The organism is Amycolatopsis sp. NPDC058340, assembly GCF_042723975.1.
Classification (GTDB): domain Bacteria; phylum Actinomycetota; class Actinomycetes; order Mycobacteriales; family Pseudonocardiaceae; genus Amycolatopsis.
In genome coordinates this window covers 111,369-126,650 of sequence record NZ_JBHXIB010000020.1, presented here as the reverse complement: position 1 = coordinate 126,650, position 15,282 = coordinate 111,369, and the positions used below count along the sequence as shown (strand labels likewise).

Annotated in this window: 10 protein-coding genes; 1 reads left to right on the top strand and 9 read right to left on the bottom strand. The window is 69.0% G+C overall.

Annotated features, from left to right (window positions below; translation table 11 throughout):
• Nucleotides 1-11: 11 nt before the first annotated feature.
• Complete coding sequence (locus ACFWIW_RS22865; protein ID WP_378370281.1) at nucleotides 12-1,322, bottom strand: lysine N(6)-hydroxylase/L-ornithine N(5)-oxygenase family protein; 1,311 nt, start codon at nucleotides 1,320-1,322, stop codon at nucleotides 12-14.
• 56 nt (nucleotides 1,323-1,378) lie between these two features.
• Complete coding sequence (locus tag ACFWIW_RS22860; protein WP_378370280.1) at nucleotides 1,379-2,851, bottom strand: condensation domain-containing protein; 1,473 nt, start codon at nucleotides 2,849-2,851, stop codon at nucleotides 1,379-1,381.
• Between the two features lie 196 nt (nucleotides 2,852-3,047).
• Between ACFWIW_RS22860 and ACFWIW_RS22855 the strand changes: the two genes are divergently transcribed.
• Nucleotides 3,048-3,227 (top strand): MbtH family protein, encoded by a 180-nt coding sequence (locus tag ACFWIW_RS22855; RefSeq protein ID WP_378370279.1) that lies wholly within the window; start codon nucleotides 3,048-3,050, stop codon nucleotides 3,225-3,227.
• A gap of 46 nt (nucleotides 3,228-3,273) precedes the next feature.
• Here the strand turns inward: ACFWIW_RS22855 and ACFWIW_RS22850 are convergent, their stop codons facing one another.
• Genes ACFWIW_RS22850 through ACFWIW_RS22820 form a run of 7 tightly spaced genes read right to left on the bottom strand, consistent with a single transcriptional unit; the run spans nucleotide 3,274 to nucleotide 15,072 of the window.
• The gene (locus tag ACFWIW_RS22850) at nucleotides 3,274-6,447 is read right to left on the bottom strand and encodes an amino acid adenylation domain-containing protein (RefSeq protein ID WP_378370278.1); all 3,174 of its coding nucleotides are present in this window, start codon (nucleotides 6,445-6,447) and stop codon (nucleotides 3,274-3,276) included.
• Nucleotides 6,444-8,240, bottom strand: coding sequence for an amino acid adenylation domain-containing protein (locus ACFWIW_RS22845; protein ID WP_378370277.1), 1,797 nt, complete (start codon nucleotides 8,238-8,240; stop codon nucleotides 6,444-6,446). Before ACFWIW_RS22845 ends, ACFWIW_RS22850 begins: the two co-directional genes overlap by 4 nt.
• A gap of 15 nt (nucleotides 8,241-8,255) precedes the next feature.
• Nucleotides 8,256-9,470, bottom strand: coding sequence for a cytochrome P450 (locus tag ACFWIW_RS22840; protein ID WP_378370276.1), 1,215 nt, complete (start codon nucleotides 9,468-9,470; stop codon nucleotides 8,256-8,258).
• Complete coding sequence (locus ACFWIW_RS22835; protein ID WP_378370275.1) at nucleotides 9,467-10,258, bottom strand: thioesterase II family protein; 792 nt, start codon at nucleotides 10,256-10,258, stop codon at nucleotides 9,467-9,469. The genes ACFWIW_RS22840 and ACFWIW_RS22835 overlap by 4 nt, the downstream gene beginning before the upstream one ends.
• Nucleotides 10,259-10,261: 3 nt before the next feature.
• Nucleotides 10,262-11,536 carry a cytochrome P450 gene (locus ACFWIW_RS22830; RefSeq protein ID WP_378370274.1) on the bottom strand — a complete coding sequence of 425 codons (1,275 nt, stop codon included), beginning with the start codon at nucleotides 11,534-11,536 and terminating at the stop codon, nucleotides 10,262-10,264.
• 24 nt (nucleotides 11,537-11,560) lie between these two features.
• Nucleotides 11,561-13,342 (bottom strand): amino acid adenylation domain-containing protein, encoded by a 1,782-nt coding sequence (locus ACFWIW_RS22825; protein ID WP_378370273.1) that lies wholly within the window; start codon nucleotides 13,340-13,342, stop codon nucleotides 11,561-11,563.
• Entirely contained in the window at nucleotides 13,339-15,072 is a 1,734-nt protein-coding gene (locus ACFWIW_RS22820; RefSeq protein WP_378370272.1) for an amino acid adenylation domain-containing protein, read from the bottom strand. Before ACFWIW_RS22820 ends, ACFWIW_RS22825 begins: the two co-directional genes overlap by 4 nt.
• Nucleotides 15,073-15,282 lie beyond the last annotated feature (210 nt).

Genomic DNA, 15,282 nt, shown 5'->3' with positions numbered 1-15,282 from the left:
GGATCGGACTCCTAGTCTGCTGTGGACATTTGGTCGCGCGCGGAGATCGACTCGACGATGTCCCATGCCCGCACGGAGACGTTCGACAGCAGCGAGGCGGTGATCCCGTGGGTGTGCTCGGTGCCGCCCTGCAGGTAGATCCCCGCGGACACGCCGTCCGCCGTCTCCACCCGGTAATCGCGGCCGACCCGCAACAGGCCGCTGCTCGACCGCTTGCAGAGCTCCGCCACCGGGCCGATCGCCGCGACGGGATCCATCGGCGTGTATCCGGTGGCGAAAACGACGACATCGACCCGGAGGTCGGAGTGCCGGCCGTCCGGCAGGAACTCCACGCGCAGCCCGACCCCGTCGTCGTCCTCGGCGAGGTCGGTGAACTGGCTCATGTTCAGGATCCGCAACCGCCGTTCGCCGCGGACGGACTCTTGATAGACCCGCCGGTACAGCTCGTCGATCAGCTCGAGGTCGACCACGGAATAGTTGGTATTGGCGTGGTCCCGGTAGAACTTCTCCTTGACCGCGGGCGGAGCGCCGAAGAAGTGATCGACGGCGGCCGGGTCGAACACGCGATTCGCGAACGGCGAATCGTCCGCGGGGCTGTACCCGTACCGGGACAGGACGGCGTAGACGTCGGCGTCCGGAAAACGATCGTGCAGATGCGCGGTGACCTCGGCCGCGCTCTGTCCCGCACCGATGACCGCGAAGCTCTTGACGTCGCCGCCGCTTCGTTCACCCAGCCGATCCAGCAGTTGTGAGCTGTGCCAGATCCGCGCCGAACGCTCGACACCGGCGGGCAGCTTCGGCACCAGACCGGAGGCCACGACGAGATTCTTCGTCCGCAGCACCGACGTGCGACCGGTGGCGATGTCGCACGCGACCACGTCGAAGGCGACGACGTCCTGCCCCTCCAGTACCGGGGTCGCGGACCTGACCTCCATCCCGTAGCGCACCACGTCCTCGAACCGGGCGGCCGCCCATTCGAGATAGTCGTGGAACTCGACCCTGGACGGGAAGAAGCCCTTGCGGTTGACGAAATCCACCAGTCTGCCCTTTTCATGGAGATAGGACAGGAAGCCATATGCGCTGCGTGGCTTGCGCAGCGTCGCCAGATCCTTGAGGAAGCTCACCTGCATGGTGGCTTCCTTGAGAAGCATGCCCGGGTGCCAGGCGAAGCGCTCTTTGCGCTCGATGAAAGCCGTCCGCAGACGGTGGCCCCCGTGGTCCTCGGCGTGTTCGTCGACGGCGACCGCGAGCGCGAGATTCGCCGGGCCGAACCCGACTCCGATCAGATCGTAGCCGCCCTCGATTGGTCCTACCTCAGGCACATCCACCCCCATTGCCGTTCAACCGCTGTCTCGCCGGCGGGACATCCGCCGCTTCGCTATGTGCCCGTCCCCCACCGTTCGACCAGCGTGTGCAACTGGTCCGCCGAGAAGAAATCCACTTGCGACAGACGCCGTTCCGGCTCTGCCGCGAAGGCGGCGAGGAACCTTTCGTAGTGTTCGACGAAGGTTTCCGCGGTCTCGCCGTCGAACAGGTCGAGGGCGTACAGCAGCCTCCCCTGTACGGTCCCGTCCGGCGCTTCACTCAAATGCAGCTCCATGTCGAACCGGGTCCTCAAGGCCCCCTCGCCGAAGAACTCGGTGGAGACGCCGGGGAAGCCGAGTCCCCCGGCGGGCGCGCCTTGGCCCGACGCGAGGTCGAACCAGACCTGGACCAGCGGGTTACGGCCGAGGTCCCGCGGCGGGTCGATTTCCGCCACGATGCGATCGAAGGGAAAGTCCTGGTGTGCGTGCGCCGCGAGCATCGCCTCCCTCGCCTGATCGACGAGCGCGTGGCCGGACGGGTCCCCACCGACATGCGCGACGATCGGAAGCGTGTTGGTGAAGAAGCCGATCACCCCCTCGTAGGCCACCCGGCCCCGGCCGTTGAACGGACAGCCGACGGTGACCGAGGTGGCCGCCGTGTAGCGGGCGAGCAGTCCCTGGAACGCGGCGAGGCAGGTCATGAACAGCGTCGCCTTGCGCTCGACGGCGAGCGCACGGAGCGCTTTGGCCGTCCCCTGTGGAATCCGCACCTCGGCCTCCCCTGCCCGATGGGTCGGGGTGGCCGGCCGAGGATGGTCGGCGGGCACTTCCAGCACCGGCGGGACGCCGCGCAGCGTCTCCCGCCAGTAATCCGAGTGCCGCTCGAAACCGGCCTCACCCATCTGCGCGCACTGCCATTCGGCGAAATCCGCGTACTGTGCGGCCAACGCCGGCAACTTCGGCTCGGTCCCCTCACGGAAACTCCGGTAGGCGGACGAAATCTCGGCGCAGAGCACTTCGAGTGACTCGCGATCGAGCAGGATGTGGTGCGCCACGATCCCCAGCACGTGGTCCTCGGCGCCAAGGCGGGCGAGCCAAACGTCGAGCAGTGGTCCGTCCGCCAGCCGGAAACGGGTTCCCGCGGCCGCCGTGGCCAGCCCGGCCGCTTCGGCGACCGGATCGTCGGCCCCGGACAGATCGTGCACGACGACATCGACGTCCGGCTCACCGATCACCTGGTAAGGCTCGCCGTTCTCGGCCCGGAAGGTGGTCCGCAGGATCTCGTGCCGCCGAACGACCAGCGCCACGGCGCTTTCGAGGGCGGGGACATCCAGCGCGCCGCGCAACCGGTACGCGGCGGGCACGTTGTACGCGGGCCCGCCCTGGGTCAGCTCGTGGATGAACCACAGCCTGCGCTGAGCCGCGGACAGTGGAATCCGCGATGAACGAAGCCGGGTCGGGGTTTCACTTCGGGATTCGCTGTTCTTCCCGCCGGCCAGCCGCTTCAGCAGTAGCTCGCGGCCCTGCGCCGTCAAATCGGCCGTCAAAATCGGTTCCTCACTGGTTGCCCGGAAACAGGAAAGGAGGCACGAAACCGCTCCGCCTCCTCGACAGTACTCCAACTCCGCGGACCCGCTCAAGCGGTTCGGACAGAACAATCGACTCACCCGGCACCCTGTACTACCATCCGGAAATGGAGGTGTTTCGAACGTGACTTCACCAGCGGACGTCCGCGAATACCGAGTGGTCGTCAACGACGAAGAACAATATTCGATCTGGCCGGCGGATCGCTCCCTTCCGCTTGGCTGGAAGGAAGACGGCGTGTCGGGAACAAAGGAGGAATGCCTGAACCACATCGAAAGGACGTGGACCGACATCACTCCGCTGAGCGTGCGCAGGAAACTGACCGACGCGCCGGGTTGATTCGGCCGGACGATGGCCGCGCCGAGTACACGGCGCGGCCTTCTCCTTATTCTCCCAGTGCGCGCGCTATTTCCTCCGGCGTCATCCGTGAGATCTCGTCGGCTATCCTCTTCTCGATTTCCACACCTTGTTCGGCGACCGTCCGCAGATCGAATACCGCGCGCACTTCGAACTCGATCCGGAACCGTTCACGGATTCGGGCCACGAGCCTGCTCGCGGCCATCGACGTCCCGCCCACCGCGAAGAAATCCGACTCGACACCGATTTCGCCGCCGGGCAGCACCTCGGTCCAGAGCCGGTGCACGATCTCTTCGACCGGCGTGCGTGGCGCGACGACCTCCGGCACCGCCGCGGAGACCGGCGGAAGTCTCTTCTGGTCGATCTTCCCGTTGACGGTCAACGGCAAACGCGGCAGGAACACGAAGGCCGACGGCATCATGTAGGCGGGCAGCTCCCGGCGGAGCCGGGCACGCAGCGCGGCGGGCGACGGAGGCCGCCCTTCCCGGTCCGGTACGACATAGGCGGCGAGGATCGGAGATCCGTCCGTGGTCACCGTGACCGCGGCTTCGCTCACCCCGTCGCAGCGCAGCAACGCCGACTCGACCTCACCCGGCTCGATACGGTAGCCGCTCAGCTTCACCTGCGAGTCGGCCCGGCCACGGAACTCCAGTGCGTCGTCTTCCCGCCAGCGCACGAGGTCTCCCGTGCGGTACATCCGCGCGCCCGGCGTCCCGATGAACGGATCGGGCACGAAACGCTCGGCGGTGAGCCCGCCGCGATGCAGATATCCCCTGGTCACACTCTCGCCACCGAGATACAGCTCGCCGGGGGCGCCACGCGGGACCAGGTTCAGGGACGCGTCGACGACGTACGCGCGCACGCCGTCGATGGGACGGCCGATCGAATTGTCCAGCCAAGGCGCGCGCAGCTCTCCGCTCGCCGTTGCCACCACGGTGTTCTCGGTCGGGCCGTAGTGGTTGACGATCGGGACGCGGGGGTCGTCTTGGGCGCGGGGGCGGAACAGGTCACCTCCGGTGAGCAGTCGCCGCAGCCCGCTCGCCGTGTCCAGCGGCTGCCTGATCAGCCGCTCCGCCAGCGCCGTCGGCACGAAGGCCGTCGTCGTGCCCGCCGCTTCGAAGTGCTCGGCCAGCTCCTCCGGCGAACGGACCAAGGTGTCGGAGCAAATATCCAGCCGTGCCCCGGAAAGCAGCGCGGGCCAGATCTCCCAGCCCGCGGCGTCGAACGAGCTGCCCGCGGTCTGCGCCACCACCGTCCCCGGCCCTCCCGGGTAGCGGGTGAGATGCCAGCCGAGCAGGTTGTCGAACGACCGATGGGTGACCGCGACCCCCTTGGGCCGTCCGGTGGAGCCCGAGGTGTAGACGACGTAGAGCAGATCGTCCGGTTCGGCCGGGCGTGCCCCGGTGACCGGCGACGCGGGTGGCGGGCCGTCCACCCGGAGTATCGGGCTGTCCATCGCCGGAAGCCGGGACCGGGACGTCTCGTCGGCGACGACCAGCACCGCGCGCGAGTCCTGGACGAGATAGGCGATCCGCTCGGCTGGCAACCCCGGGTCGATGGGGAGATATCCGCCGCCCGCCTTGACGGTCGCGAGCATCGCGACGATCAGATCGATGCCGCGCGGCAGGCAGATCCCGACCACCTTTTCCGGACCGACGCCTTCGGCACGGAGACGAGCCGCCAGCGAGTCCGACCGGTCGTCCAGTTCGCGATAGGTGAGACTGTCCACATCGGACGAAACGGCGACCGCCTCCGGCGAAGCGGTCACCACCTCGTCGAACCTCCGCCCCACCGTGACCGGATCACGAAGCCCGGCATCCGGACCGGCGCCGAGTGCCAGTAGCTCACGGCGCTCCGCCTCGGCAGGCAGGGCCGACTCCGAAACCCGAGCGTCGGGGCGGAGTGTCACCTCGCCGAGCAAACGCACGAAATGATCGGCGAACCGCCGCATCGCCCGCGGTTCGAACAGGCCACGGGCGTAGACCAGCCGGACGGTCAGCGCGGCTTCGTCCGCCACCAGGTGCATTTCGGTGTCGAAACGGGTCGTCGTTTCCGGGTACTCGACAGCGGTGACCCCGATGCCGGGCAGGTCCAACGCCTTGTCGAGCAGCAGTCCGTCACCGAGATCGAACCAATGCTGTACCAGTGGCGCGCGATCCACCCGCCGCTCGGCTCCGAGGCTCTCGATCAGCCTCTCGAACGGGACGTCCTGATGGTCGAGCGCGTCCAGTACATCGTCGTGCACCCGTGAGACGTGGCCGGCGAACGACGGGTCGGAACGCAGATCGCCATGCAGCGCCACGGTGTTGGTGAAGAAGCCGATCGTGTCCTCGAAATCGGTCTCGCCCCGTCCCGCGACCGCCGAGCCGACGACCACCTGTTCCGTCCCGCAGTACCGGGCCAGCAAGATCTGGTACGCGGCCAGGGTGACGCTGAACAGACTGGTTCGGTGAGCGGCCGCGAATCGCCGCAACCGCGCGGTGACGTCGGCGGGGACGACCCGGTCGATCTGGTCGCCGCGGATGTCGAATTCGGCGGGACGCGGCCGGTCGAGCGGGAAGTCCAGTACCTGGGGCGCGTCGCCGAGCTGCTCGCACCAGTAGCCGAGCAGACGGTCGAGTTCCTTCCCCCGCAATGATTCCCGCTGCCACCGGGCGTGCTCCGCGTAGCCGCGCACCGGAGGATCGGGTGCGTCGAGCCCATCGGCGAAAGCCTGATACGCCACCGAAAGTTCGCGCTCGAAGAGCGGACGGGACAGCCCGTCGAACGCGATGTGGTGGACGTGGAAGTGGAACAACGAACGCCGCCCGCCCAGGTCGATGAGCGCGGCCCGCAGCACCGGCCCCGTCCGCAGGTCGCACGGCTCCGCGAGGAGCTCACGCACCACTCGCCCGGCCTCTTCGTCCGGCTCCGGACGCGAGCTGAGATCAAAGCGATCCAACCGGATGGTCTCCGGCGGCCTTGGCACCGCACACGGCTCACCGTGCTCGATGTCCACTGTGGACCTGAGCACCTCGTGGCGCCGGGCCACGTGCCGCAAGGCCCGCTCGAGCACGGTCGCGTCGACCGCCCCCTCCAGCAGGTAGCTGCACGGCGTCAGGTAGCCCGTCTTCCCCGGTGCCAGCTGATCGAGGAACCACAACCTCTGCTGGCCGAAGGACAGCGGCCGCCGCACCACGGCTTTTCCGGGCGCCCCGGTCATCGGCCCGCCACATCCGCGTCGCGGCGCAGTTCGCCCGCCAGGCCCGCCACGGTCGGCCGTTCGAAGACCGCGCGCAGGGACAGGTTCGCTCCGCACGCCGCGCGCAGCCGGTGCACGAGCTGGGTGACCAGCAACGAATGACCGCCCAGCCGGAAGAAGCTGTCGTCGATCCCGACCTTGTCGACGCCGAGCACGGTGGCGAAGATCCCGGCCACCGTTCGTTCGAGCTCGTCCCGCGGTGCCACGAACATCGGCTCCGCCGCGTCCGGGGCGGGCAGGGCGGCGCGGTTGATCTTCCCGGTGTCCGTCAACGGGAACTCGGCCAGCTGCACCACGGCCTGAGGAACCATGTACGACGGCAGCACCTCGGCGAGGTGCTGCCTTAGCGTCGCCGAGGACGGCGCCGTCCCCGTCGGCACGACGTAGGCGACCAGCATGGCCTCCTGCCCGCCGCCGGACACCACGACGACGGCGTTGTCGATGTCGTCACGCTCGCGGAGCACCGATTCGATCTCGCCCGGTTCGATCCGGTATCCGTGCAGCTTGATCTGGAAGTCGCGGCGGCCCATGTACTCGAGCACCCCACCGGCGCGCCACCGTCCGACATCCCCGATGCGGTACATGCGCGCGCCCGGGACCGGGCTGAACGGATCGGGTACGAAAGCCGCCGCGGTGAGCCCGGGGCGAGCAAGGTAGCCGCGGGAAAGCGGGCCGCCACCGATGTAGATGTCGCCGGGCACGTTCCGGGGTACCGGCCTGAGTCCCGCGTCCAGCACGTAGATCCGGGAGTCCGCCATCGGCTTCCCGATATGGGGCTGTTCCGGCCAGTCCTCGACGGGCGCGGCGAGGCGGGGCGCGGTCACCACGTTCACCTCGGTGGAGCCATAGTGGTTGTCGAGGACCACCTCGGGCAATCTCGCGCACATCGCGCGGATCTCGGGGGTGACGACGAGCCGGTCGCCGGTGGTGATCACCTCGCGCAACCGCGCGACCTTCTCCGGCCGGTCCGCGACCTGCTTGGCCAGTTCGTCGAGCGCGACCACGGGCAGCAGCAGCTTGTCCACCTCGTGCCGCTCGATGAGGTCGGCGAGTGCCGCGACGTCGTAGCGTTCGAGTTCGGTCGCGATCACGGCGCGGCCACCGAGCCACCAGGTGGACATCAGTTCGAGGAAGGCCACGTCCGCGGTGATCGGGAAGTACTGCAAGGCGTTCGGCTGCGAGGCGTACTGGTCACGGCACCAGTCGAGCAGGGTGATCTGCGGGCCGGCCTGCATGGCGATGCCCTTGGGCCTGCCGGTGGAACCCGAGGTGTAGATCACGTACAGCAACGCGTCGGGCTGACCGGCGGGGTCCAGCGGCGTCGCCGGGAAATCACTTCGGTCGGCGTCGAGGTGCACCACGGGCAGCCCCCAGCCGTCGGCGCCCATGGCGCCGGACACGGCTCGCTCACTGACCACCAGCGACGCTGCGGCGTCGGTCAGCATCAACCGGACCCGGTCGGCCGGATGGTCGGGATCGAGCGGGAGGTAGGCGCCGCCCGCCTTGACCACGCCCAGCACCGCGACCGCGAGTTCGATGCCGCGGCGGACCGACAGGCCGACCACCGTCTCCGGGCCTGCCCCTCGTTCCCTCAGGTCGTGCGCGAGCCTGGTCGACTCGAGGTCGAGCTCCCGGTAGGTGAGTGACCGGCCGTCGGAGACCACCGCTGGCTGATCGGGCGTCTTTTCGACCCATTCGGCGAAACCGTCCAGCACGGTGCGCCCGGCGCCGGTGGAATTCATTGCCTTCGGCATGGGAGGTCTCCAGATCTAGGTCGTGGTACCGGAAAAGACGACCGGCAGCGTCCGTGGCCCGCGCAACATGGGGCCGTAGGTCCACACGACCTCGTCGAACGGGATCGACAGGGTGAGGCCGTCGAGCCGGCGGAAGAGGATGTCGAGCGCGATCTCGCCTTCCAGCCGCGCCAGCTGCGCGCCGAGGCAGAGGTGCGCGCCGTACCCGAATCCCAGATTGCTCTGGACGGGGCGATCGACCCGGAACTCGTCGGGATCGTCGAACCGGCTCGGATCGCGGTTCGCCGCCGCGAGTGAGATCAGCATCGAGTCGCCGCGGGCGAGGCTGACGCCGCCGAGTTCCATGTCCTCGGTGACGTGGCGGTACGCCGTCGCCTGCACCGGCGAGTCGTAGCGCAGGATCTCGTTGATCGCGCCCGCCCAGGAGAACTCGCCTTCGAGAATCGCCGCGAGCTGGGCGGGATGCTGCAGCAGCCGGAAGATCGCGGCCCCGAGGAACTGCACCGAGGTCAGATGACCGGCGCCGAGAACGGAGAGGATCATCGCGGCCAGCTCGTCGTGGTCGCGCAACTCGCCTGTTTCGAGACCGCGGATCAGATGCCCGGAGACGTCGTCGCCGGGATGGGCGCGCTTGTATTCGGCGAGGTGCTTGACGTAGCCGAGCAGATCGGCGAGCGCGGCCGTGTCGATCGGGTCCGTCAGCCCGGCCTTGTAGAACAGGTCGAGACATCGGGCCGGCGACTCGCGAATATGCCCGGGAATGCCGAGTATCTCGTGGATGATCGCCACGGGGACCGGCAGGGAGAACGCCGGGACCAGGTCACAGGCCCCCTGTCCGGCGAAGGCGTCGATGGCCTCTTCGACCACACGCGTCATCATCGGGCGCATTCGCTCGACGGCCCCCGCGCTGAACGCGCCGACGACGAGCCCTCGCAGCCGGCTGTGCTCGGGCCGGTCGAGGTCGAGCAGGCCCCGGGCGGGGTCCCACTGGCCGGTACCGAACGGTGCGGCTTCGCCGGTGGCGTTGCGATCGTCGTTGCTGAGCCGCCGATCGGTGAGGCATGCGCGGGCGAGGTCGTACGAGGTAACGAGCCAGGTCGTGCCGTCTCGGTGCGGCAGGTAGAGCTCACTCACCGGCGCGTTTTCCCTCAGCCAGGCGTAGTTCGGGTACGGATCCGGGTCTCCTCGATCGGCGAGCGCCCCTGGCGCGCCAGGATCTGCGGCGGTCATCGGCCCGTCCTCTCGGATGCGATCGGCCTGGCGCCGGGAGCGAGCGCCTGGTCCATGGCGGTCGCGAGTTCGGTCATCAGTGGCTCCGGCGCGTGGAGGAAGGTGTGGTGCCCGCCGGGGAACACGACATGCCGGTACCTCCCGGGCCGCGCGTACTCGGCCCAGCCGCCCATCTGGCCGGGACGGATCTCCCGGTCCTCACCCCAGCCGATGGCGTGGACGAACGACGGCAGCACGACCGGCTTCTCCAGCCGGTAGGCGCGATTCGCCGCGAGGTCGGACCGCATCACCGTCAGCCCCAGCTCGATCAGGTCCGCGTTCGGCTCCCCGCCGAGCGCGCGCACGAACCCTTCGAGTTCGACGGCCAGCTCGGCGGTGGACAGCGAGAGATACCTCCCGTACGGACCGTGGTGCGGAGCCACCTGCGACGAAAGGAAAAGCCGGTCCGGGGCGGGCAGTCCGCCCCGGCTCAGCGCCAGCGCGGTGGCGAACGCGGGCAGCGCTCCACCGCAGTGGCCGAAGAAGCCGAACGGGCGGTCCAAATGGGGTTCGAGTGCCTCGACGAGCCGCTCCGCCAGGGCCTCGTAGGTTCCGTAGTGCTCCTCGCGGACGCGATTCTCTCTGCCGGGCAACTGGATCCGGCACACTTCCGCCTGCCCGACGCGGTCGGGCCAGCGGTTGTACATGGAGGCGCCGAGACCGGAATACGGGAAACAGAACAGCCGGGACGGCGCGTCATCGCCGGGTTTTCGCAGCAGCCATTTCCGTGGGCGGACCGGGGAAGTCATGAGTCACCTCGCGGTTGTGACGGAAAGCCTCGGAAGAGCCGCCGCGTCCGGCCGGAGCGTGGCGGTGACGGGCATGTGCTTGATACCCGCGACGAAGTTGGATTTCAGGTGCTCCACCGGTCCGGCGAGCCGGAACTCGGCCACGTGCTGGAGTATCTCGTCGAACAACAACCGCAGGGCGATACGCGCCAGCGGCGCACCGATGCAGTAGTGCGGGCCGAAACCGAAGGCGACATGCCGGTTCGGGCTGCGACCGACGTCGAACCGGTACGGATCGGTGAACACCCGCTCGTCGCGGTTGGCCGAGCCGAGCCAGGCGACGACCGCGTCACCGCGCCCGATACGCACACCGCCGAGTTCGACGTCCGCGACGGCGTACCGCATGAAATGGTTGGCCGGCGACGCCCACCGCAACCCTTCTTCGACCGCCGTCGGCAGCAGTGAGCGATCGGCGAGCAGCCGCCGATATTCGCCGGGGTGTTCGATCAGCGCGAGCACGGTGGAAGCGACCGCGTGCGGCGTGGTGACATTCGCCCCAAGCAACAGGCTGTAGCAGTTGTAGACGATCTCGTCCTGCCGGAGCCGGCGTCCCGCCGCCTCCATTGTGGACAGATAGCCGACCAGGTCGTCGTCGGGTGTGTCCCCCTGGCTCCGGATGTGATCGGCGAAGTACTCGAAAAGCTCGTGATGCGCCGCCGTCAGTGTTCCGCTGCCCTCTTGGAATTCCGGATCCTCCGGTGCGATCGCCATCGTGGTCAGCCGGGTGAGCCGCGGCCAGTCCTGTTCGGGCAGCCCCATCAGCGCGCCGGTGAAGGCCATCGGGAATCCGGCCCCCGCCTCGCCGATGTCCCACGGCCCGCCGTCGGCGAGCGGGGCCATCAGGTTCCGGATCACCTCGCGGATCCTCGGTTCCCAGCGGCTCAGCGCCCGCGCGGAAAGTGCCTTCGCCAACGGTTCGTGCAGTGCGGTGTGGGTGGGCGGATCGCTCGCCGCCATCATCAGCCCGCCCGCGGGGTCGTCGGTGCCAAGGATGGACAGCAATGTCCCGCGCCGCGACGTGTACCGCGTATGGTCGCGAAGCACCTTGTTGACGTCTCCGTGCCTGGTCACCGACCAGAACGACCTTCCGTCCGGCAGCACCTGGCGATGCACGGGGGCCCGTTCCCGCATCACCTGCCAGATGGGGTGCGGGTCACCCGAACCGTAAAGCTCCGGATCGAACAGGTCCACCGAGTCGAGGTCGATCTCCGCGACCGCGCCCGGCACGCTGATCCTCATCGTCTTGACTCCTCAACGTCGTTGTCAGCGGGATCGGCGGTCGCCGCGCGGCTCGTCGATCAGTGCGGCGAGCTCGGCGACGGTCGAGTGCTCGTAGAACGCCCGCGCGGTGACGAGCACGTCGTGCGTGGCACTGATCTCACCGGTGATCCGGGTGGCCAGCAGCGAATGGCCGCCGAGCTCGAAGAAGTCGTCGTCGATTCCCACCCGGTCGAGCTCCATGAGATCGGCCCAAACCTGGGCCAGCCACTGCTCCGTCCCGGTTCGCGGCGCCCGGTAGTCCGCGTCGCAGTCCGGACGCTCCTTGCTCCGAGCGTTCGCCAGCGCCGGACGGTCGACCTTCCCGCTCGCGGTGAGCGGCAGTGAATCGAGCTGCACGAGTGTGGCGGGCACCAGATACGAAGGCAGCGAAGCAGCGAGTTCCCGGCGCAGTTCGGGAATCGTGATCGGCCGGTCGCCGACGACGAACCCGGCGAGCACGCGCCCCAGCCCGGGACGGTCCTGTGCCACCACCGCGCAGTCCGTGACGTGCCGGTGCCGTCGCAGCGCGGCCTCGGCCTCACCGGGCTCCACCCGGAAGCCACGGATCTTCACCTGCGTGTCGGCGCGGCCGAGGAACTCCAGCTCCCCGCTTTCGCTTCTGCGGGCGAAATCACCGGTGCGATACATCCGCGCGCCTGGCCTGCCGCTGAAGGGATCCGGCAAGAATCGCTCCGCGGTACGGGCGGGATGGCCGACGTAGCCGTGCGCGACGCCTTCTCCGCCCGCGTACAGCTCCCCGCCGGTACCGTCCGGGACCGGGCGGAGTTCGTCGTCGAGCAGGTGGACCTCGGTACCCGAGATCGGGACGCCGATCGGTACCGACCGGCTCGTCACCGGCTCGGTGAGCACCTGGCAGCAGGTGAACGTGGTGTTCTCGGTCGGGCCGTAGCCGTTGACCACGGTCAGCCCAGGCGACCGCTCCAGCACTCGGTTGACCCGCTCGACCGACAGCACGTCGCCACCCGCGAGCAGATACCGCAGGCTCGCGGGCAGTCGTCCGTCACCGGTTTCGGCGACGAGATGGAACAGTCCCGCCGTCAGCCACAGTGCCGTCACGCGCTCGTCCTCGACCACTTGCCTGATCCGCGCCGGGTCGGCGTCGCCGGGCGGGAAGATCGCCAGCCGCGCCCCGGAGAGCAAGGGCGCCCAAAGCTCCAAAGTGGACGCGTCGAACGCGACCGGCGCCAGTTGCAGCATCGTGTCGCCGGGGCCGAGTTCGAGGAAATGGTTCGGCCGCGCCAGCCGGGGCACCGCGCGGTGCGGGACGGCGACGCCCTTCGGCGTGCCGGTGGAGCCGGAGGTGTAGGCGATGTAAGCCGTGTTGTCTCCGCCGACGTCGACCCGTGGCGCGGTGTCGGGGAACCCGGTGAACTGTTCGGCGTCGAGCAGCAACGTCGTCGCGGTCTGTTCGACTGCCGCGGCCAGGTTCCGCTGGGTGAGCACGATCTTCGCGCCCGCGTCACGCAGCAGCAGGCCGGCGCGCTCGGCGGGCTCGCCCGGCTCCAGCGCCAGATAATGCCCGCCCGCCTTGAGGACGGCGAGCAACGCGATGACCAGTTCCGGGGAACGGTCCAGCAGTACCCCGACCGGCGTCTGCGGTCCGACCCCGCCTTCGGCCAGCCGGTTCGCCAGGCGGTTGGCCCGGGCGTCCAGCTCCGCGTAGGTGAGTTCGACGCCCGCGAAAACGACCGCCGGGGCATCCGGGGTCTTCGCCGCCCAAGCGGCGAAGAGTTCGTGCACCGAAACCTTTTCCTGGCGATTCATTCCTGTTCCTCCCCGATGGCTTCGTCCAGCACCGCGGCGAATTCGGCGACGGTCGGCGCCGCGAACACCGTCCGCACGGGCAATCGGACGCCGAACCGGTCGCGTACGCGCGCGATCATCCGCATGGCGAGCAGTGACTGGCCGCCCAGCCGGAGGAAGTCGGCGGTCCGGCCGAGCCCGTCGGCCTTGAGCAATTCGCCCCAGATCTCCGCGATCCGGCGCTCGGTGCCGGTGCGCGGCGGTTCCGGTGCGGCGATCGAGTCCACGGGGATCTCCGGCAGGCGCCGCTCCAGCTCACGACGGTCGATCTTGCCGCTGGTCAACCTCGGCAACGCGGTATGCGTGACGAAGGCGCCCGGCACCGCCGCCGAGATCAGCCGGTCCGCCACGAACGCACGCAGTTCGGTGTCCGGCACCTCCGAAACAGGCACGATGTGCGCCACCAGGCCGAGCTGCCCGTCCGCGGCGGGGACGGCGACGACGGCGGCGTCCGCGACCGCGGGATGGGCTGCCAGCACATGGTCCACATCGGACGGTTCGACGCGGACACCGCGGATCTTGACCTGCTGGTCGACGCGCCCGACGAAATCCATGACACCGTCCGCGCGGCGGCGGACGAGATCGCCGGTCCGGTACAACCGCGCGCCGGGGATACCGGAAAGGGCGTCCGGGATGAACGCCGACGCCGTCGCCGCGGGGGCTCCGCCGTAGCCCCAGGCCAGGCAGGCACCGCCGACGAGCAGCTCGCCTTCCTCGCCGTCGGCCGCCGGCGACCCGTCCGGCCCGACCACATGGGCGCGGATTCCGCTGATGCCTTCGCCGATGGGCACCGGGCCCCCGGACAGATCGCCGGGCCGCAGTTCCCTGGTGAAGATGTCGATACAGGATTCGGTCGGTCCGTACTGGTTGAAAACGCGGGCGGGGGTCGCGGCCACCGCCGCGCGCGCGAGCTCCGGCGAAAGCCGCTCACCGCCGACGAAGAGGTACTTCAACCCCGCCAATCCCGCACCGCCGGTCTCCGCGAGGAACTCCTTCAGCATCGACGGTACGAAATGGACGGCGGTGGCACCGTGCTCGTCCATCAGCTTGGCCAGCGCCCCTGGATCACCGTCGGCTTCGGCGGGCACCACCAGCACGGTGGCGCCGAAGGACAAGGGTGCGAGGGCCGACCAGACGGAGATGTCGAAGGCCGGTGATCCCGAATGGACGATCGTGTCGCCGGGCCCCACCGGGTACACGGTCTGCCCCCAGGCGCACCGGTTCGCCAGCGCGGTGTGGGGGACCATGACGGCTTTCGGCCGACCGGTCGAGCCGGAGGTGTGCAGGACGTAGGCCAAACCGCTCGCGCGGGAACCGGTCTCGGCCGGGACGGCCTGGACGGCGGTGGGATCGTTCAACGCGGCCGCGCCGGGAAACACCGATTTTCCCTCGCGATCGGCGAGGACGAGAGCGGGACGCAACCGCCGGACCGACTCCCTCGCGGCCATCGGTGCCTGCCGTGCGTCGAAGGGGGCGACGACGGCGCCGAGGTCCAGCACGGCGAGCATGGCCGTCACCTGCTCGATCGAACGGGCGGCGCACAACGCCACGATGTCACCCTGACCGGCTCCCGCCCGCCGCATCGCCGCGGCGAGCCGATCGGTTTCCGCCAGAAGCCCGGCGTAGGTCAAAACGCCGGCGCCGTCGGTGATCGCCACCGCGTCCGGCTGTACCCGAGCCGTCGCACGCACCGTATTCGGAATCAACCCGGGTTCGCCGGGGACCTGAGCAAGCAACAATTGCCTCTCCAAGGCCTAGAACGAAATTCGCAGGGCTCACCCATGGCGACGGCGCCCCCAAGCGCGATAGTGAAAAGCCCCGGTTCCACGGTCTTATGCAAATAAGTCCGGATATCCGAAGAATTACTCCGTCACAACGAGCCAATCACTGGAACCGTGACC